The organism is Streptomyces sp. NPDC059080 (assembly GCF_042739975.1).
In the GTDB taxonomy this organism is placed as follows: domain Bacteria; phylum Actinomycetota; class Actinomycetes; order Streptomycetales; family Streptomycetaceae; genus Streptomyces; species Streptomyces benahoarensis.
Genome location: NZ_JBHYGX010000008.1, coordinates 175,385 through 191,100 on the forward strand (window position 1 = coordinate 175,385; position 15,716 = coordinate 191,100).

Consider the following 15,716-nt stretch of genomic DNA (forward strand, 5'->3'; position numbering starts at 1 on the left):
CGGTACGAGCGCCGGGAGGCTGTCGTGATCGTTCTCGGTCTGATCCTTCTGGCGATCGGCCTGGTGACGGGTGTCGCGGCGCTGTGGGCCGTCGGCGCCGCCCTGGCCGCCGTAGGGGCCGCGCTCCATGCATCGGAAATCCGGCGACGGGCCGTCGGCAGGCGGCGCCACTACTGGTAGGCGGCGGGCCGGACGCCCGGCCCGCGCGGTACGCGGAACGCAGCTTCGGAGCACCTCATGTTCGTCATTCTCGGACTCGTCCTTCTGACCGCCGCGGTCGTCGTCGGCGTCGCCGCGGTGGTCGGCAACGTCGGCGGTGGACACGAACTCCTCATGGCGTTCAAGGTGTTCGGCTACCACCTGACGGGCTCCGCGGGTGCGCTGTTCCTGTTCGGGGTGATCGTCGGCGGGGTGGCCGTGCTGGGGCTCGGGCTGCTGGTGGCCGGGGCGGGCCGCTCCTCGCGGCGGGCCCGGTCCGAGCACCACGACCGTCCGGCGGCCCCCGGTGAGCACCGCCATCGCCGGCATCCGTTCGGTCACCGCACCGCGCCCCACTGACCCGCCCGGGGCGCCGGGACCGGGACAGGATGCGGGCCCCGGGCGCCCGCCCGCGGAGTGGCCCGCCGCGCCACACGTCCCGTGCCGTGGGCGGGATTTGGCCATCGATCGCGGAACGCACCGCGGCCCGCGGGTCGCCGCGGCGGCGAGCGGGACGGGTCCGGGGCGGCGCGTGGGTGAAGGTCCGCAGCTCGGCGGGGTGCGCCGGGCGGGCGGTGGTGGCCTGCGGCATTGTGCCCGCCATGGCCGGGATGCGCTTGATTGTGCCATGTTCCTTTGACATGACCGCGATGGCGGTACTTTTCTGTGGCAGTCCGCGCCGCAGCCGGGCGGAGCCGGGCCCGTCGGCCTCCGCCCGTTCGTGCTGCGGCCGCGCGGGCGGGAAGGGCCGCGCCGCCCGGCGGGCGGCCCGATTTTCGAGGGGGCTCGACTTTCATGCATACAGCTCGGATGAAGAGACTTTCGGCCATGGGCGCGGTGTCCGTGGTGGTGGGGGTGGTGGGCGCCGCGCTCCCGGCATCCGCGGCGTCGGCCGCCGACCGGGAGGGACACGAGGGCCGGGCGGTCGGCTGGCATCTGCGGACCGGCAAGCACACCGCGATGTGGACCGGCACCCACGTCCTGGACGACGGCAGCCACGCGCTCTGCCTGGACCTGGCGCTGTACGGCCCGGACGGCAAGGACAACGGGTACACCCGCACCGGCGCGCCCAAGCAGCTGTCCGAGGACACCAGGGCGCGGCTGGCGGAGCTGGCGTCGCGGTACGGCAAGCTGCCGGACACCGTCGAAGGCCGCAACACCTCGGCGGCCGCCGCGCTGGTGACCTGGGCGCTCGCCGCCCACGACGGGATCGACGAAAGCGGCTACAACGGCGAGAAGATCCCCTGGCAGCAGTGGCTGGACAAGGGCATGCCGAAGGGCGCGGTGGCGGGCTACGGCGGCGACGCGTCGGTGGACACGGCGCCCGTCGTCGAGGGGTTCAACCGGTTGCGCAAGGAGATCCTGACGGTCGACGCGGCGCCGTACACGCTGAGCGTCGAGGGCTCCGGCACGACCTTCCCGTACGAGCGGACGCCCCAGGAGAAGGAGCTGACCGTCAAGGTCGCCCAGGGGAAGAAGCCCGCCGAGGGCGTCGCGGTGAACACCACGGAGCTGACCAACGTCGCGCGTCCGGCGAAGCCCGGCGCGGTGGGCACCACCGACGCGCAGGGCCGGACGGTCTTCCGCTTCACGCCGGACAAGCCGGGTGAGAGCGCGGGCGCGGCGTTCGGCGCGGAGGTGTCGGTGAACTCGCCGACGTTCTGGCACACCGACCGCACCGTGCACGGCAAGCCGATGCAGCGGCTGGTGTACTTCGTGGCCGAACGCAAGCCGCTCAAGGCGTCCGGCGAGATCCGCTTCCAGCCCGCCGCGGTGGTGATCGCGGTGAAGAAGGACCGCGCCACGGGCGAGGCGGTCACCTCCCCGGCGACGTACGAGATCCGGGCGGACGACAAGGGCGCGCCGGGTGCGGTGGTCACCACCGTCACCACCGGGAAGGACGGCCGGTCCGCGGCGGTCGATCTGCCCGCCGGGACGTACTGGATCGTCGAGACGAAGGCGCCCGAGGGCTATCAGCTCGACAAGGAGCCGCGGAAGATCGTGGCGGTGGCCGGGGAGCGGCAGACCGTGACGGTGTGGGACAACGCGGTGCCCAGCCCGTCGCCGTCCCCGTCGGTGCCCACCACCCCGGCCACACCGCAGCAGCCGGTCCCCAACCATCCGGCGCCCGCGGGCGTCACCGGTGGGTCGTTGGCGCACACCGGCTCCGACGGCACGCCGTATCTCGCGGCGGGCGCGGCGGCGCTGGTCGTGGCGGGCGGCGGTGCGGTGGCGTACGCGCGGCGCCGCCGGTCGGCGGAGGGTCGCTGACCTGCGGGAACGGGTGACGCGGGGGCGTGGGCGGTGGGGCGTGGTCCAGGGGGCCGCGCCCCACCGTCGTCCCCGGGGGCGGCCTGTCGTCGCGCCCGGGGTGGCGGCCCCCGGAGCGGCGCGCGGGTCCGGTGACGGCCCGCCCCCGGAAGCGGCCCCGTCGCTCCGCAAGCCGCCGTCCCCGTACGGAGCAGCCGGTCACCCGTCCGGGCCCTCATCCGGACGGTGGGCGGCGGGCCGGGTGGCGCGGGGGGCCGGAGGCTGATGACGATCGTGCGACGTCCCGTTTCCACTCCGGCGGGGCGTGACCGCCGAACGCCGGGGAGACGCCGACATGAGCGCACCGCCTCGCACACCCAAGCTGGTCCATGAACTCCTCGCGGAGTTCCTCGGCACGATGGTGCTCATCCTCTTCGGCTGCGGCGTGGTGGCCCAGGTCAACGCCGGTGGCGCCCTGACCGAGCCCAAGGGCGGGCTCGGGGGCCACGACAGCATCGCCTGGGCCTGGGGGCTGGGCGTCACCCTCGGCGCCTACGTGGCGGCGCGGGTGACCGGCGCCCACCTGAACCCGGCGGTGACGCTGGCGCTCGCCACGTTCAAGGGCTTCTCCTGGGCGAAGGTGGTGCCGTACGCGCTGGCCCAGACGGTGGGCGCGTTCTGCGCCGCGCTGCTGGTGCGGTGGAACTACACCGAGGTCATCGCGCGGGCCGACCCGACGCACAGCATCAAGACCCAGACGATCTTCTCCACGCTGCCGGGGAACGGTTCGACGACGGCCGGGGTCCACGAGTGGGGCGCCTTCCGGGACCAGATCATCGGCACCGCCGTCCTGCTGATCCTGATCTTCGCCCTCACCGACCTGCTGAACACCCCGCCCGGCGCGAACCTGGCGCCGTTCGTCATCGGCCTGGTGGTCGTCGCGATCGGCATGGCGTTCGGCACCAACGCCGGGTACGCCATCAACCCGGCCCGCGACTTCGGCCCGCGCCTCGCCAGCTTCCTCACCGGATACCGCAGCGCCTGGCGGGACCAGTGGGGGAATTTCTACTTCTGGGTGCCGATCGTCGCGCCGCTCTGCGGCGGCGTGCTCGGCGGCGCGATCTACAAGTTCCTCATCGGCAACTTCCTGCGCCGCATCGTGTCCGAACCGGAGCCGCCCGGCCGCATCCCGACGGCCGACGAGGCATGAGCGCGCGGGCGCCGCGGCCGGTCGCGGCGCCCGTCAGAGCGCGGTGCGGATGGCGCGTTCGAACCCCTCGACATGGGCGGCGGCGAGGGCGGCGGCCTTCTCCGCGTCACCGGCGACCACCGCGCGCAGCAGCGGGCCGTGCTCCCCGATGTGCCCGGCCACCCCGGGCAGCCGGTCGACGAAGAGGCACCACACCCGGGTGGCCAGGTTGTCGTAATGGACCAGGGTGTCTTCGAGATACGGGTTGCGGGTGGCGGCGTAGACGGCGCGGTGGGCCTGGAGGTCGAGGCGCATCAGCGCGCCGGGGGTGCGGGACGCGGCCGGGCCGCCCTCCAGTTCGTCCATGAGAGCGGTGAGCGCGGCGCGGTGGGCGTCGGTGGCGCGGCGGGCCGCCTGCCCCGCCGCCATCGGCTCCAACTCCCGCCGTACCTCGGAGATATGGGCGAGGTCGGTGATGTTGACCTCGGTGGCGAAGGTGCCGCGCCGGGGGTAGACGGCGATCAGCCGCTCGTACTGGAGACGCTTGAGGGCCTCACGGACGGGGGTGCGGCCGACGCCGAGGGACTGGGCGAGCTGGTCCTCGCTGAGGGGGGCGCCGGGGCGGATCTCCAGCATGATCAGCCGGTCGCGGAGGGCGCGGTAGGCGCGTTCGGCGAGCGAGGGCTCCCCCGCGTCGGGCGGTGCGTCCGCCACCCGGTGCTGTTCCATCCGGCCCCCTTGACTGGCTCCCGATCGCTCCCCTACGTTACCGCAAGCTACTGATATATCAGTTGGCCATCAGCTGGTTTTCAGGAAGGCGCGCAGGTCAGGAGGGTCCGGGCGGGCGGCGCAGGCGCGCGGCACGGCGGGACCCGCCCCTCCGGCGCCGCCGCCCGCCTCCGCGACACGAAGGGAACCGCCGGATGAGCACCCCCCTTCCGGAACACCCCGCGCACCTGTGGCGCACCCCCGATCCCCGCTCCTCGTACGACGTCGTCATCGTCGGCGGCGGCGGGCACGGACTGGCCACCGCCCACTACCTCGCGTCGGTGCACGGCATCACGGACGTCGCCGTCCTGGAGAAGGGCTGGCTGGGCGGCGGCAACACGGCACGGAACACCACGATCATCCGGTCCAACTACCTCTGGGACGAGACGACCGCCCTCTACGAGTACGCGCTGAAGCTGTGGGAAACGCTCCCCGACGAGCTGGACTACGACGTGATGTTCAGCCAGCGCGGCGTCCTCAACCTCGCGCACACCCTCCAGGACGTCCGCGACTCCGCCCGCCGGGTGGGCGCCAACCGGCTCAACGGCGTCGACTCGCACTGGCTGGAACCGGAAGAGATCGCCGAGGTCTGCCCGATCCTCAACACCTCCCCGCGCAGCCGCTATCCCGTCCTCGGCGCCACCTACCAGCCGCGCGCCGGGATCGCCAAGCACGACCACGTCGCCTGGGCGCTGGCCCGCAGCGCGGACGCGCACGGCATCGACCTGATCCAGGGCTGTGAGGTCACCGGCTTCGTCACCGACGGCGGGCGGGTCACGGGCGTGGCGACCACCCGCGGCCCGATCCACGCCGGGCGGGTGGGGCTGACCGTCGCCGGGCACAGCAGCGTCCTTGCCGAACGGGCCGGGTTCCGGCTGCCGGTGCAGTCCCATCCGCTCCAGGCCCTCGTCTCCGAACTCCACGAACCGGTCCACCCCACCGTCGTGATGTCCAACCATGTGCACGTCTACGTCTCCCAGGCGCACAAGGGCGAGCTGGTGCTGGGCGCCGGGGTCGACGGGTACAACGGCTACGGGCAGCGCGGCGCCTTCCATGTCATCGAGCGGCAGATGGCCGCCGCCGTCGAGCTGTTCCCGGTCTTCGCCCGCGCGCATGTGCTGCGCACCTGGGGCGGGATCGTGGACGTCACGCCCGACGCCTCCCCCGTCATCGGCGCCACCCCGCTGGAGAACCTCTTCGTCAACTGCGGCTGGGGCACCGGGGGGTTCAAGGCCACCCCGGCCGCGGGCTGGGCCTTCGCCCACACCCTGGCGACCGGCGCGCCGCATCCGCTGAACGCGCCGTTCTCCCTCGACCGGTTCACCACCGGCGCCCTCATCGACGAACACGGCGCGGCCGCCGTGGCCCACTGAGAGGAGATCCCGTGCTCCAGCTGACCTGTCCGTGGTGCGGCCCGCGCGACGAGACCGAGTTCCATCACGGCGGGCAGGCCCATGTGGCCCGGCCCGCCGACCCCGCGGCGCTCGACGACCGGGAGTGGGCCGCGTACCTCTTCTTCCGCGACAACCCCGCGGGGCCGTTCGCCGAGCGGTGGGTGCACAGCCTCGGCTGCCGCCGCTGGTTCCACGCCGTACGGGACACCGTCACGTACGCGGTGCTCGCCACCTACCGCCCCGAGGAACCGCGGCCCGGCGTCGCCGCCGCGGCCCGACCGGAGGGAGAGAACCGATGACCGGACGGCCCGACCAGCCCGCCCGGCTGCCGCACGGCGGCCGGATCGACCGCACCACCACCCTCCGCTTCACCCTCGACGGCCGGGAGCTGACCGGCCACCCGGGCGACACGGTGGCCTCCGCGCTGCTCGCCCACGGGCTCATCGGCATCGCCCCCTCCCCCTACCGCGGACGGCCGCGCGGCATCGTGGGCGCGGGTGTCGAGGATCCCGGCGCCCTCCTGCGGGTCGAGGGACCCTGCGCGGAGAGCATGCTGCCCGCCACCACCGTCGAGCTGTACGACGGGCTGCGCGCCACCACCCTCTCCGGGCGCGGCCGCCTCGACCCCACGCCGGACCCCGCGGTGTACGACAAGAAGTACGTGCACACCGATGTGCTGGTCGTCGGCGCGGGCCCGGCGGGGCTCGCCGCGGCGGCCGCCGCGAGCCGGGCCGGGGCGCGGGTGCTGCTCATCGAGGACCGGCCGGACACCGGCGGCGCGCTGCTCGCCGCCGCGCCCGGCGACGGCCCGGAGGCGGCCGCCCTGACCTGGGCCACCGCCACCCGCGCGGCGCTGGACGCGGAACCGGAGGTCCGGGTGCTGACCCGCACCTGTGCCTTCGGCGCGTACGACGGCAACTACGTGCTGGCGCTGCAGCGGCGCACCGATCACCTCGGGGCCGCCGCGCCCGCCGGGGTCTCCCGGCAGCGGCTGTGGCACATCCGGGCGCGCCAGGTGGTCCTGGCGACCGGCGCGCATCCGCGGCCGCTGGTCTTCGCCGGGAACGACCGGCCCGGGGTGATGCTCGCCCACGCCGTGAGCGCCTATCTCCGCCACTACGGGGTGCTGCCGGGTCGCCGCGCGGTGGTGGCGACCACCGACGACAGCGCGTACGCCACCGCGGCCGACCTGGCCGCGGCGGGCTGCGCCGTCACCGCCGTCGTCGACTCCCGGCCCGAACTCACGGATACGGCAAGGGAGTTCGGCGAACGTACCGGAGTGCCGGTGCGCACCGGCAGCGCCGTGACCGCCACCTCGGGCACCGACCGGATCGACGGGGTCACCGTCCGCCCGCTGGACGCGGCGGGCCTCCCCGCCGGGCCCGGCGAGGCGCTGCCCTGCGACCTGCTGGCCGTCTCGGGCGGCTGGAGCCCTGTGGTGCCTCTGCACAGCCAGCGGCAGGGCTCTCTGCGCTGGGACGCGGACCTCGCCGCGTTCGTGCCCGGCACGGCGGTGGACGGACAGCATCTCGCCGGTGCGGTGCGGGGCACGTACGACACCGCCGGGTGCCTCGCCGAGGGGGCCCGTGCCGGGGCGCTGGCGGCGTCCGCCGCGGGCCTTCCGGCCACCGTCCCGGCGCCGCACCGGCCGCAGGCTCCGGCGCCCGTACGGCCGCTGTGGCTGGTCCCCGGCGACGGCGACGACCCGGCCACCTGGGACACCCACTTCGTCGATCTCCAGCGGGAGGTGACCGTCGCGGATCTGCACCGCGCCGCGGGCACCGGGATGCGCGGCGCCGAGCACATCAAGCGGTACACCACGCTGGGCACCGCCCACGACCAGGGGCGGACCTCCGGCGTCAACGCGCTCGGCGTGCTCGCCGCGCTGCGCGGCGCCGACTCCCCCGGGGCGCTGGGCACCACCACCTACCGGGCGCCGTACACCCCGGTCGCGTTCGCCGCGCTGGCCGGGCGGGAGACCGGCGCGCTGTTCGACCCCGCGCGCCGCACCGCCCTGCACGAGGGGCACCTCGCGCGCGGCGCGGTCTTCGAGGACGTCGGGCAGTGGAAACGGCCGCGGTATTACCCGCGGCCCGGTGAGGACATGGACGCGGCGGTGGCGCGGGAGTGCCGGGCGGCGCGGGAGGGCGTCGCCTTCATGGACGCCTCCACGCTCGGGAAGATCGAACTCCGCGGCGCGGACGCCGGGGAATTCCTCAACCGCGTCTACACCAACGGCTTCAAGAAGCTCCGCCCCGGCCTCGCACGCTACGGCGTGATGTGCGGGGAGGACGGCATGATCTTCGACGACGGCGTCACCCTCCGCCTCGCCGACGACCGCTACCTCATGACGACGACCACCGGCAACGCCGCCGCCGTCCTCGACCGGCTGGAGGAGTGGCTACAGACCGAGTGGCCGGAACTGGACGTGACCTGCACCTCCGTCACCGAACAGTGGGCCACCGTCGCCGTCGTCGGCCCGCGCTCCCGCGACGTCGTCGCCCGCCTCGCGCCCGGACTCGACACCGGCCGGGAGGCGTTCCCGTTCATGGCGGTCCGCGAGACCGCCCTCGCCTGCGGCGTCCCCGCGCGGATCTGCCGGATCTCCTTCTCCGGCGAACTCGCCTACGAGATCAACGTATCGGCGTGGTACGGGCAGGCCGTATGGGACCGGGTCGAGGAGGCGGGCCGCCCCGAGGGCATCACCCCGTACGGCACGGAGGCGATGCATGTGCTCCGCGCCGAGAAGGGATTCCTCATCGTCGGCCAGGACACCGACGGCACCGTCACACCACTGGACGCCGGGATGGACTGGGTGGTCTCCCGCCACAAGGACTTCATCGGCAAACGGTCGCTGACGCGTCCCGACACCGTCCGCGCGGACCGCCGGCATCTCGTCTCCCTGATCCCGGCCGACCGCCGCACCCGGCTGCCGGAGGGCACCCAGATCGTCGACCGGGGCGTGTCGCTGACCCCGCAGGACGGGCCGGTGCCGATGCTGGGCCACATCACGTCGGGCTACCACAGTCCGGCGCTCGGGCACCCCTTCGCGCTGGCGCTCCTCACCGGCGGGCGCGACCGCATCGGCGACGAGGTGATCGCCGTCGTCGGCGACACCCCGGTGCCCGTGGTGGTGTCCTCCCCCGTGCTGTACGACCCCGAAGGGACCAGGCGTGATGGCTGAACCGACCGCACCGGGGCCCGCCGCGCTGCGCCGCGGCCCGCTGGACCATCTGACCGGCGCGCTGCGCGCCGCCACCGTCACCGGGCCGCGCGCGGTGGCCCTGGCCGCACTCCCCTGCCGGACGATGACCACGCTACGTGCCACGCCGGACGGCCCGGCCGCCACCCGGCTCGCGGAGGTGCTGGGCGCGCCGCTGCCCAGGCGGTGCGGGGACACGGCGCGCGGGGAGCACGGCACCGCGCTGTGGCTGGGGCCCGACGAATGGCTGCTGGTCGCGGAGGACGGTGACCCTGCGCCGCTCGACGCCCTGAGCGCGGCGCTGGGCGGCGCGCCGGGCCAGGTGGTGGATGTCTCCGCGCAGCGCACCGTCCTGGAGCTGCGCGGCCCCTCGGCCCGCGACGTCCTGGAGAAGGGGTGCGCCCCGGACCTGCATCCGCGCGCCTTCCCGCCGGGACGGGCCGTCAGCACCGCCGCCGCCCAGGTCCCGCTCGTCCTGTGGCACCCCGCCGCCGACACCTATCGCCTGCTGCCCCGCGCCTCGTTCGCCGACCATCTGGCGCACTGGCTGATGGACGCGATGGGCGAGTACGGGCTGCCGGAGGTGGGCTGAGGGCGGGCCGGGCCCGGGTGGCATGCGCACCGCACGCGCCACCCGGGCCGGGGCCCCGCCCGCCGTCACTGCGTGAAGACGATCTCCGCCTCCGGCGCGAGCCCCAGGTCGGGGCCGGTGCGCGGGGCCGGCGTGGTGAGCAGGATGTTGTAGTGGTTGGGGAAGTGGCAGGCGTCGAAACCGAGGACGGTGCCGAGGCGGCGGCCGTCGGCCCAGACCGTGTCGCCGCGGTCGAGGACCCCCGCGCACTCCAGCTCCACGAAGCCCAGGAAGCCCACCCGGTCCACCGGCCCCTCGGCGGCGGTCCCGGTGTGGTCGGTGGTGACCAGCTCATGGACCTCCCCCGCCCGCACACAGCGGGAGGCGAACGGTTCCAGGGTCATCCCGCGGTCGTCGCGGCGGTGCGTGAGGACCTTCACCAGCCGACCGCGCACCGCTCGCTTGGCGCCGTCCTCCGCCGGGTTCACGAGCGGGCCCCCTGCCGGGCGCCGTGGGCGTAGGCGTCGGCGACGAGTTCCGCCGTGGCCAGGCCGTCCGGCGCCGTCGGGCCGCCGGTCGTCCCGGCGCGCACGGACCGGGTGAACTCCCGCAGCACGCCCTCGTACTCGTGCCAGAGCGAACCCTTGAACTCCGGGTGCCCGGCGAGCATGTCGGCACCGTCGGTACGGCCGTCCGCGCACCGCACCTCGACGGTCTTCCGCTCCCCCGGGTACGACCAGTCCAGCACGATCCGCACGGCGGTCCCGGCGGGGGTGTCCAGCAGGATCTGCGCCGAGCGGTCCACGCCGTGGGCGTCCAGGCGCAGGTCCGCGCCGGTGACGTGGACCTCGCCGAGGAGGAGGCGGGTCACGTCGAGGGCGTTGGGCCCGTTGTCGGCGAGGCAGCCGCCGCCGCAGCGCGCCGGGTCGAGGTACCAGCGGTCCCGCCCGGCGTGCTCCTCGATCATCTCCTCGTACCGCACCGTCAGGGAGGCGACGGGCACCTCGCGGGGCAACCGGTCGCGGAGCGCGAGGACTTCGGCGTTGTAGCGGCGGTGGAAGGAGGTGAAGAGCACGGCGCCCGTCCCCCGCGCCAGGGCGACCAGCTGCCGGGCGTCCTCGACACTGTTGGCGAGCGGCTTCTCCACACAGACGGAACGCCCGGCGGCGAGCGCGTCGCGGCAGACGGGGAAGTGCAGGTCGTTGGGGACGTTGACGACGACGGCGTCCACGTCGGCGGTGGCCAGCAGTTCCCGGTGGTCGGTGTGGCGGGCGACGTGCGGCGGCAGGCCGCGGTGGGTGGTCGTGTCCGGGTCGCAGACCGCGACGAGGTCCGCCTCCGGGGAGCGGTCAAGGGCGGCCAGGTAGAAGCGGGAGATGACGCCGAGTCCGATGATGCCGATCCGCAGCGGTGTCATACGGCGCCTCCGGACGGAGCGGCGTCGGGGAACGCCAGCCCGGCGGCGTCCGCGACGGAGCGGAGTTCGGCGTGGAGCGCGGGGGCCAGCGGGACACCGTGGGCGGTGCGTTCGCGGGTGCGGCGCTGCTCGTGCCAGCCCGGATAGCGGACGGGCTCGTCGGGGCGGTGCGGCGGGCAGTCCAGCAGGGCGCCGAAGAGGCCGGTGGCGGCGGTGGCAACGTCGGCCGGGGAGCGCAGCGCGGACGGGGCGACGGCAAGCAGGAAGTAGCCGACGTCGTCGTCGGGCCGGGCGGACGGCGTCTTCCCGGCGGCGGACCGCGGGCCCACCCCGGAGCCGGAGACCAGCGCGGACAACACCTCGACCAGCAGCCCGAGCCCGAAGCCCTTGTGGGCGCCGTGCTCCGGGTCGCCGCCCAGCCACCGCAGCTGGGCGTCGCCGCGGTCGTACGCCGCGGGGTCGGTGACGGGGGCGCCGTCGGCGTCGGTGAGCCAGCCCGGCGGGATCGTTTCGCCGGCCCGGGCGGCCGCGCGGATCCGGCCGGTGGGGACGACGGTGGTGCTCATGTCGAGGGTGAACGGCGGGTGGTCACCGGCCGGGGAGGCGAGGGCGAGGGGGTTGGTGCCGAGCATCGGGGCGGCGCCGCCGGGCGGCGGGACGAGGCGCTGGTGGCCGCAGTTGGCGGTGGCGAGGCCGATCATGCCGTGGGCGACGGCGCGCAGTGCGTGGAATCCGGCGCAGCCGAAGTGGGTGCCGCCGCGGACCGAGACCATGCCGAGGCCGTGGGTGCGGGCGCGTTCGACGGCGAGGTCCATCGCCTCGGCGGCGGCCCACAGGCCGAGAGCGCGGTGCGCGTCGAGCAGGACGGCGGCGCCGGTGTCGGTGACGGTCTCCGGTTCGGCGCGCGGATCGCAGCGCCCCGCGTCGAGGAGCGGGAGGTAGAGCCGGGCGAGGTTGGTCAGACCGTGGGTGGTGAAGCCGGTGAGGTCGCCGTGGCACAGGGCTTCGGCCGCGGTGGCGGCGCGCCCGTCGGGCAGGCCGCGGGAGCGCAGCACCTCGGTGGTGAAGGTGAGCAGCGCGCCGTACGGGACACGGACCTCGGGGGCATCGGCGGCGGGCTCGGGAGCGGCGTCCGGGGCGCGGCCGGTGGCCGGTGCGGCGGGGGTCGGGGGCATCGTGGCGGGGTTCCTCTCAGCGTGGGCGGGACGGTCAGCGGGGCGCGCTGGGGTGGGCGGGCCGCCGGGCGGCGAAGGCGGTCAGGACACGGGCGACCTCCTCGGCGTAGCGGTCCAGATCGGCGAGGTCGGCGAACTCCCCGTCCGCGTGGGCGCGGTTGGCGCCGAGGTCGCCGGGGCCGAGGACGGCGGTGCAGGTGTCGGGGACGTCGGCCATCCAGATGGCGTCGCAGGTGAAGGCCGGTTCGGTGTCCGGCCAGCGGACGAGTCCGGCGCCCTTCGCCAGCAGGTCGTCGGCCCAGGCGGCACGGCTGTCCAGGGCGGGCAGGCCGCGTTTGTGCCAGCGGACGGAGGTGAGGGCGGCGGCGTCCTCGACGGTGCGGGCGAGGGTGGGTTCGGCGGCGGCCGAGGCCCGGAAGGCGTCGATCCCCTCCCGTACGGTCGCGTGGAGCGCGGCTTCGGCGGCGCGGGCGGTGGCGCGGGTGCCGTAGGAGAGGTTCAGCAGCAGGCGGCCGGTGCCGTAGACCTTGTTGTGGCGGTCGCCGGTGTGGAGCCCGGCGACGCAGACGCCCGCGCCGGGCACCCGTCCGGGCAGGACGGTGGCGAGGTGGTGGGCGAGGTGGCCGAGGAGCGCGGTGGCGTTGTGTCCGGCGGCCGGGCAGTCGTCGACGGCGTCGGCGCCGGCGACCTCGACGCAGGCGGTCATCGCGGCGGTGGCACGCGGCAGATAGCGGTGGCGGGTCGGTTCGCAGAAGAGGTTGAGGGCGCCGGTCAGCCCCTCGCGGACGAGCGGCCGGGTGCCGTAGGTGCCCATCGCGCCGCCCTCCTCGCCCGCGACCGCCTGGACGAGGACGGCGATGTCGGCGCCGACGGCGGGGTCGCGGGCCATGGCCGCGCGGATCCCGGCGAGGAGGGCGACGGCCGGGCCCTTGGCGTCGATGGCGCCGCGGCCGTGGAAACGGGTGCCGTCGAAGGAGGCGGGCCACCAGCCGCCGACGGTGTCGAGGTGGACGTTGAACATCACGGTGTCCGCGCGCGGCAGCGGCGGTCCGAGCCGCAGGACGAGGGAGGGCTGGCAGGCGAGGAAGCCGGGCCGCCCGGCGGCGGCCTCGCGGACCGTCAACGGCACATCGTCCAGGTCGAGTTCGGCCGGAGCGGGCGCGGCGTGGCGCACGGTGGTGAGGCCGAGCGGGGCGGCGGCCGCGGCGTAGGCGCGTCCGGCGTCCCACAGGCGGACGCCGGTGGTGTCGCCGCCGGTCTCCAGCGGTCCGGCGGTGGGCGTGTCGAGGAGGCGCAGCAACAGGTCGCGGTCGGCGGGGCCGAGGCGGGCCGGGTGGTGGGGTGCGGTCACGGGCGGTCGCCGTGTTCCGCCGGGGCCGCCGCGGGACGGACCTCGCGCTCCACCAGGCGTTCCAGGGCCCGGCCGTACGCGGTGAATGCGGCGATGCCGTCCAGCTCGCGGTCGTCCGTGCCGTCGTGCGGGCGCAGCCGGGTGTGCGGTTCGACGGACCAGGTGCCCTGCCAGCCGCGGCGGGCCAGGGCGGTGAGGCAGGCGGCGACGCCGGACTGTCCGTGGCCGGGGAGGGTGTAGACGATGTCGCCGTCGGGGCCGGTCACGGCGTCCTTGACGTGGACGTGGGCGACGTGGTCGATGACGGCGTCGAGCAGCGCGGGGGCGTCGTAGCCGTGCGGAACGCCGTTGCCGATGTCGAAGAGCAGGCGCAGCGCGGGGCTGGCGACATGGTCGAGGAGTGCGAGCATCCGGTCGGCGCGGGTCCCGGCCCAGCCGTGGCAGTTCTCGTGGAGCAGGACGAGGCCGTGGTCCTCGGCGAGGTGGGTGAGGGCGGTCATCCGGTCGAGGACGCGGCGGCGCCACTCGTCGTCGGGGAGTCCGCCGTCGGGATAGGACATCACGCGGACGTGACGGGTGCCGAGGGTGGCGCAGCGGGCGGCGAGGGTCCGCAGTTCGGCGAGGTCCTGCTCGAACGGGTCGGTGGCCGGGCGGCTCCAGTTGGCGATCCGGGAGTCGACGCAGACGACGTCGGTGCCGGTGGCGGCGAGGCGTCCGGCGAGGGCGTCGAAGGCGGCGGGCGGCAGGTCGGCGAGGGCGACGCCGTCGACGGAACGGAGTTCGACGGCGTGCCAGCCGAGGCCGTGAAGGGCGGCGAGCTGGCCCTCGGCGCCGGACGCCGCCTCGTCGCCGATGCCCGCGTAGCGGATGCCGGGGGCGGCCCATCCGGTGCCCGGGCCCGGCGGTGGGTGGGGGGTGTGTCGGACGGACTCAGCCGGCATGACCGGCCACCTCTTTCCGGTCGGTGGTGAGGGGGTGGTGCGGCCGGGCCATGGCGGCCAGCCGTCGGGCGTCGTCGAGGAGTTCGACGGTGCGGATGTGGAGCCCGAGATCGCCCGGTCCGCCGGGGAGGGCCGCGTCGTCCGGGGCAGTGCGGCCCGCGGCGTGGCGGTAGGTGCGGATCAGGCAGCGGGTGAGGGCGTCGTCGGGGAGCAGTTCCCGGGTGACGGTCGTGGCACCGCCGCCGGGCCGGTGTTCCACGAGGAGCTGCGCCACATCGTCGTCCTCGCTGATCGGGTAGTCGCCGGTCAGGCGGGCGTGGTCGGTGTCGATGACGATGCGGCGGCGGCGGACGGGCGAGGTGAGGTCGGAGTACACGTCGCTGCGCCCGCCCGTGTGGTGCGTCAGGTGCAGCCGGGCGGTGCCCAGGCGGGGGGCGACGGCGTCGCCGAGGCGCACGTCGCTCCAGGAGGCGTCCTCGGCGTGGGCGTCGCCGAGCAGCCGCAGCAGCACCCCGACGGCGTGCGGGACCTCGACCTCGAAGGCGCTGGTGTGGCTGGATGCGGTCAGGGAACGGCGGAAGCGCGGTTTGTGCTGGGTGACGCCGATGTGCCGGACGGCGCCGAGGGTTCCGTCGCCGAGGAGGGTGGCGAGGCGGTCGGTCAGCGCGCTGTGCAGCCAGGGGGCGACGACGGTGACATCCAGGTGGTGGCGGTCGACGGCGGCGCGGACCCGGCGGAGCGCGGCGCGGTCGGCGGCCAGGGGTTTCTCGACGACGAGGCGGCGGAAGCCGAGGGCCGCGACCTCTTCCAGCACGCCGTCGCGGACGGCGGGCGGGGTGCAGAGGTGGACGACGGTCCGGTCGGGGTCGAGGAGGCGGCGGGCGTCGCGGAGGCCGGCGGCGACGGTGAGGCCGTCCGGGGCGGCGGGCGTGCGGCCCGGGTCCACGCCCACGACCGGTCCCGCGGCGAAGAGACCCGGCTCGGCTCTGCGGGCGCGCAGCAGGACCGGCAGATGGAGCCCCGTTCCGGACCTGCCGAGCCCGACGAGCAGTGTGCGCAGCACGGTGGGTGTGCCTCCTTCGTGTGTTCCGGGAGCCCCGGACCGGGGACCGTTCCCTTTTCCGGCGATCGCCGTTTTCCTGGTAGGCCCTCCCCTCCGTCCGTTTTTCCGGCGGAATTCAGCCAGAATCCGCACGGTGCGAGGCATCTGGCAGGAAGGTGGGCGACGCGTATCCACGCCGGATCATCCGACGGAAAGGA

Annotated in this window: 15 protein-coding genes; 8 read left to right on the forward strand and 7 right to left on the reverse strand. The window is 75.2% G+C overall.

Annotated elements, in window-relative coordinates; translation table 11 throughout:
* Positions 1-24: 24 nt before the first annotated feature.
* The 4 genes from ACFWWQ_RS09355 (at position 25) to ACFWWQ_RS09370 (ending at position 3,658) form a co-directional block, all read left to right on the forward strand.
* Positions 25-180, forward strand: a complete 156-nt coding sequence (locus ACFWWQ_RS09355; RefSeq protein ID WP_384592656.1) for a hypothetical protein — start codon at positions 25-27, stop codon at positions 178-180.
* A 57-nt stretch (positions 181-237) separates the two neighbouring features.
* Complete coding sequence (locus ACFWWQ_RS09360; RefSeq protein WP_384592659.1) at positions 238-558, forward strand: hypothetical protein; 321 nt, start codon at positions 238-240, stop codon at positions 556-558.
* Positions 559-1,008: 450 nt separating this feature from the next.
* Positions 1,009-2,469, forward strand: coding sequence for a prealbumin-like fold domain-containing protein (locus ACFWWQ_RS09365; RefSeq protein WP_384592662.1), 1,461 nt, complete (start codon positions 1,009-1,011; stop codon positions 2,467-2,469).
* A gap of 334 nt (positions 2,470-2,803) precedes the next feature.
* Complete coding sequence (locus ACFWWQ_RS09370; protein ID WP_384592665.1) at positions 2,804-3,658, forward strand: MIP/aquaporin family protein; 855 nt, start codon at positions 2,804-2,806, stop codon at positions 3,656-3,658.
* Positions 3,659-3,691: 33 nt separating this feature from the next.
* Here ACFWWQ_RS09370 and ACFWWQ_RS09375 read toward each other — a convergent pair whose 3' ends face one another.
* Entirely contained in the window at positions 3,692-4,366 is a 675-nt protein-coding gene (locus ACFWWQ_RS09375) for a GntR family transcriptional regulator (protein ID WP_384592668.1), read from the reverse strand.
* Between the two features lie 194 nt (positions 4,367-4,560).
* On the opposite strand from ACFWWQ_RS09375, the gene ACFWWQ_RS09380 reads away from it, so the two are divergent.
* Genes ACFWWQ_RS09380 through ACFWWQ_RS09395 form a run of 4 tightly spaced genes read left to right on the forward strand, consistent with a single transcriptional unit; the run spans position 4,561 to position 9,593 of the window.
* Positions 4,561-5,778, forward strand: coding sequence for a sarcosine oxidase subunit beta family protein (locus ACFWWQ_RS09380; RefSeq protein WP_384592671.1), 1,218 nt, complete (start codon positions 4,561-4,563; stop codon positions 5,776-5,778).
* 11 nt (positions 5,779-5,789) lie between these two features.
* Positions 5,790-6,098, forward strand: a complete 309-nt coding sequence (locus ACFWWQ_RS09385) for a sarcosine oxidase subunit delta (RefSeq protein ID WP_384592674.1) — start codon at positions 5,790-5,792, stop codon at positions 6,096-6,098.
* On the forward strand, positions 6,095-8,983 hold the full coding sequence (locus ACFWWQ_RS09390; RefSeq protein ID WP_384592677.1) for a 2Fe-2S iron-sulfur cluster-binding protein: 2,889 nt from the start codon (positions 6,095-6,097) through the stop codon (positions 8,981-8,983). Before ACFWWQ_RS09385 ends, ACFWWQ_RS09390 begins: the two co-directional genes overlap by 4 nt.
* A complete protein-coding gene (locus ACFWWQ_RS09395; protein ID WP_384592680.1) occupies positions 8,976-9,593 on the forward strand; it encodes a sarcosine oxidase subunit gamma in 618 nt (205 codons plus the stop codon). The genes ACFWWQ_RS09390 and ACFWWQ_RS09395 overlap by 8 nt, the downstream gene beginning before the upstream one ends.
* Positions 9,594-9,658: 65 nt before the next feature.
* Here the strand turns inward: ACFWWQ_RS09395 and ACFWWQ_RS09400 are convergent, their stop codons facing one another.
* The 6 genes from ACFWWQ_RS09400 to ACFWWQ_RS09425 are packed head-to-tail and all read right to left on the reverse strand — an operon-like array spanning position 9,659 to position 15,519.
* Positions 9,659-10,060, reverse strand: a complete 402-nt coding sequence (locus tag ACFWWQ_RS09400) for a DUF6917 domain-containing protein (RefSeq protein WP_384592684.1) — start codon at positions 10,058-10,060, stop codon at positions 9,659-9,661.
* Positions 10,057-10,989 (reverse strand): Gfo/Idh/MocA family protein, encoded by a 933-nt coding sequence (locus ACFWWQ_RS09405; protein WP_384592687.1) that lies wholly within the window; start codon positions 10,987-10,989, stop codon positions 10,057-10,059. Before ACFWWQ_RS09405 ends, ACFWWQ_RS09400 begins: the two co-directional genes overlap by 4 nt.
* Positions 10,986-12,164, reverse strand: a complete 1,179-nt coding sequence (locus ACFWWQ_RS09410; RefSeq protein WP_384592690.1) for an Ldh family oxidoreductase — start codon at positions 12,162-12,164, stop codon at positions 10,986-10,988. Before ACFWWQ_RS09410 ends, ACFWWQ_RS09405 begins: the two co-directional genes overlap by 4 nt.
* 34 nt (positions 12,165-12,198) lie before the next feature.
* Positions 12,199-13,515 (reverse strand): M20/M25/M40 family metallo-hydrolase, encoded by a 1,317-nt coding sequence (locus ACFWWQ_RS09415; protein ID WP_384592693.1) that lies wholly within the window; start codon positions 13,513-13,515, stop codon positions 12,199-12,201.
* A complete protein-coding gene (locus ACFWWQ_RS09420; protein ID WP_384592696.1) occupies positions 13,512-14,456 on the reverse strand; it encodes a sugar phosphate isomerase/epimerase family protein in 945 nt (314 codons plus the stop codon). The genes ACFWWQ_RS09415 and ACFWWQ_RS09420 overlap by 4 nt, the downstream gene beginning before the upstream one ends.
* Positions 14,446-15,519: a hypothetical protein gene (locus ACFWWQ_RS09425; RefSeq protein WP_384592699.1), complete on the reverse strand. Its 1,074-nt coding sequence runs from the start codon at positions 15,517-15,519 to the stop codon at positions 14,446-14,448. The genes ACFWWQ_RS09420 and ACFWWQ_RS09425 overlap by 11 nt, the downstream gene beginning before the upstream one ends.
* Between the last annotated feature and the right edge of the window lie 197 nt (positions 15,520-15,716).

Excerpts from the sequence above, each read along its gene's own strand:
- ACFWWQ_RS09380 (WP_384592671.1), top strand. The coding sequence starts at position 4,561 with ATGAGCACCCCCCTTCCGGAACACCCCGCGCACCTGTGGCGCACCCCC.
- ACFWWQ_RS09370 (WP_384592665.1), top strand. The coding sequence starts at position 2,804 with ATGAGCGCACCGCCTCGCACACCCAAGCTGGTCCATGAACTCCTCGCG.
- ACFWWQ_RS09420 (WP_384592696.1), bottom strand. The coding sequence starts at position 14,456 with ATGCCGGCTGAGTCCGTCCGACACACCCCCCACCCACCGCCGGGCCCG.
- ACFWWQ_RS09390 (WP_384592677.1), top strand. The coding sequence starts at position 6,095 with ATGACCGGACGGCCCGACCAGCCCGCCCGGCTGCCGCACGGCGGCCGG.
- ACFWWQ_RS09365 (WP_384592662.1), top strand. The coding sequence starts at position 1,009 with ATGAAGAGACTTTCGGCCATGGGCGCGGTGTCCGTGGTGGTGGGGGTG.
- ACFWWQ_RS09375 (WP_384592668.1), bottom strand. The coding sequence starts at position 4,366 with ATGGAACAGCACCGGGTGGCGGACGCACCGCCCGACGCGGGGGAGCCC.
- ACFWWQ_RS09405 (WP_384592687.1), bottom strand. The coding sequence starts at position 10,989 with ATGACACCGCTGCGGATCGGCATCATCGGACTCGGCGTCATCTCCCGC.
- ACFWWQ_RS09395 (WP_384592680.1), top strand. The coding sequence starts at position 8,976 with ATGGCTGAACCGACCGCACCGGGGCCCGCCGCGCTGCGCCGCGGCCCG.
- ACFWWQ_RS09360 (WP_384592659.1), top strand. The coding sequence starts at position 238 with ATGTTCGTCATTCTCGGACTCGTCCTTCTGACCGCCGCGGTCGTCGTC.
- ACFWWQ_RS09410 (WP_384592690.1), bottom strand. The coding sequence starts at position 12,164 with ATGCCCCCGACCCCCGCCGCACCGGCCACCGGCCGCGCCCCGGACGCC.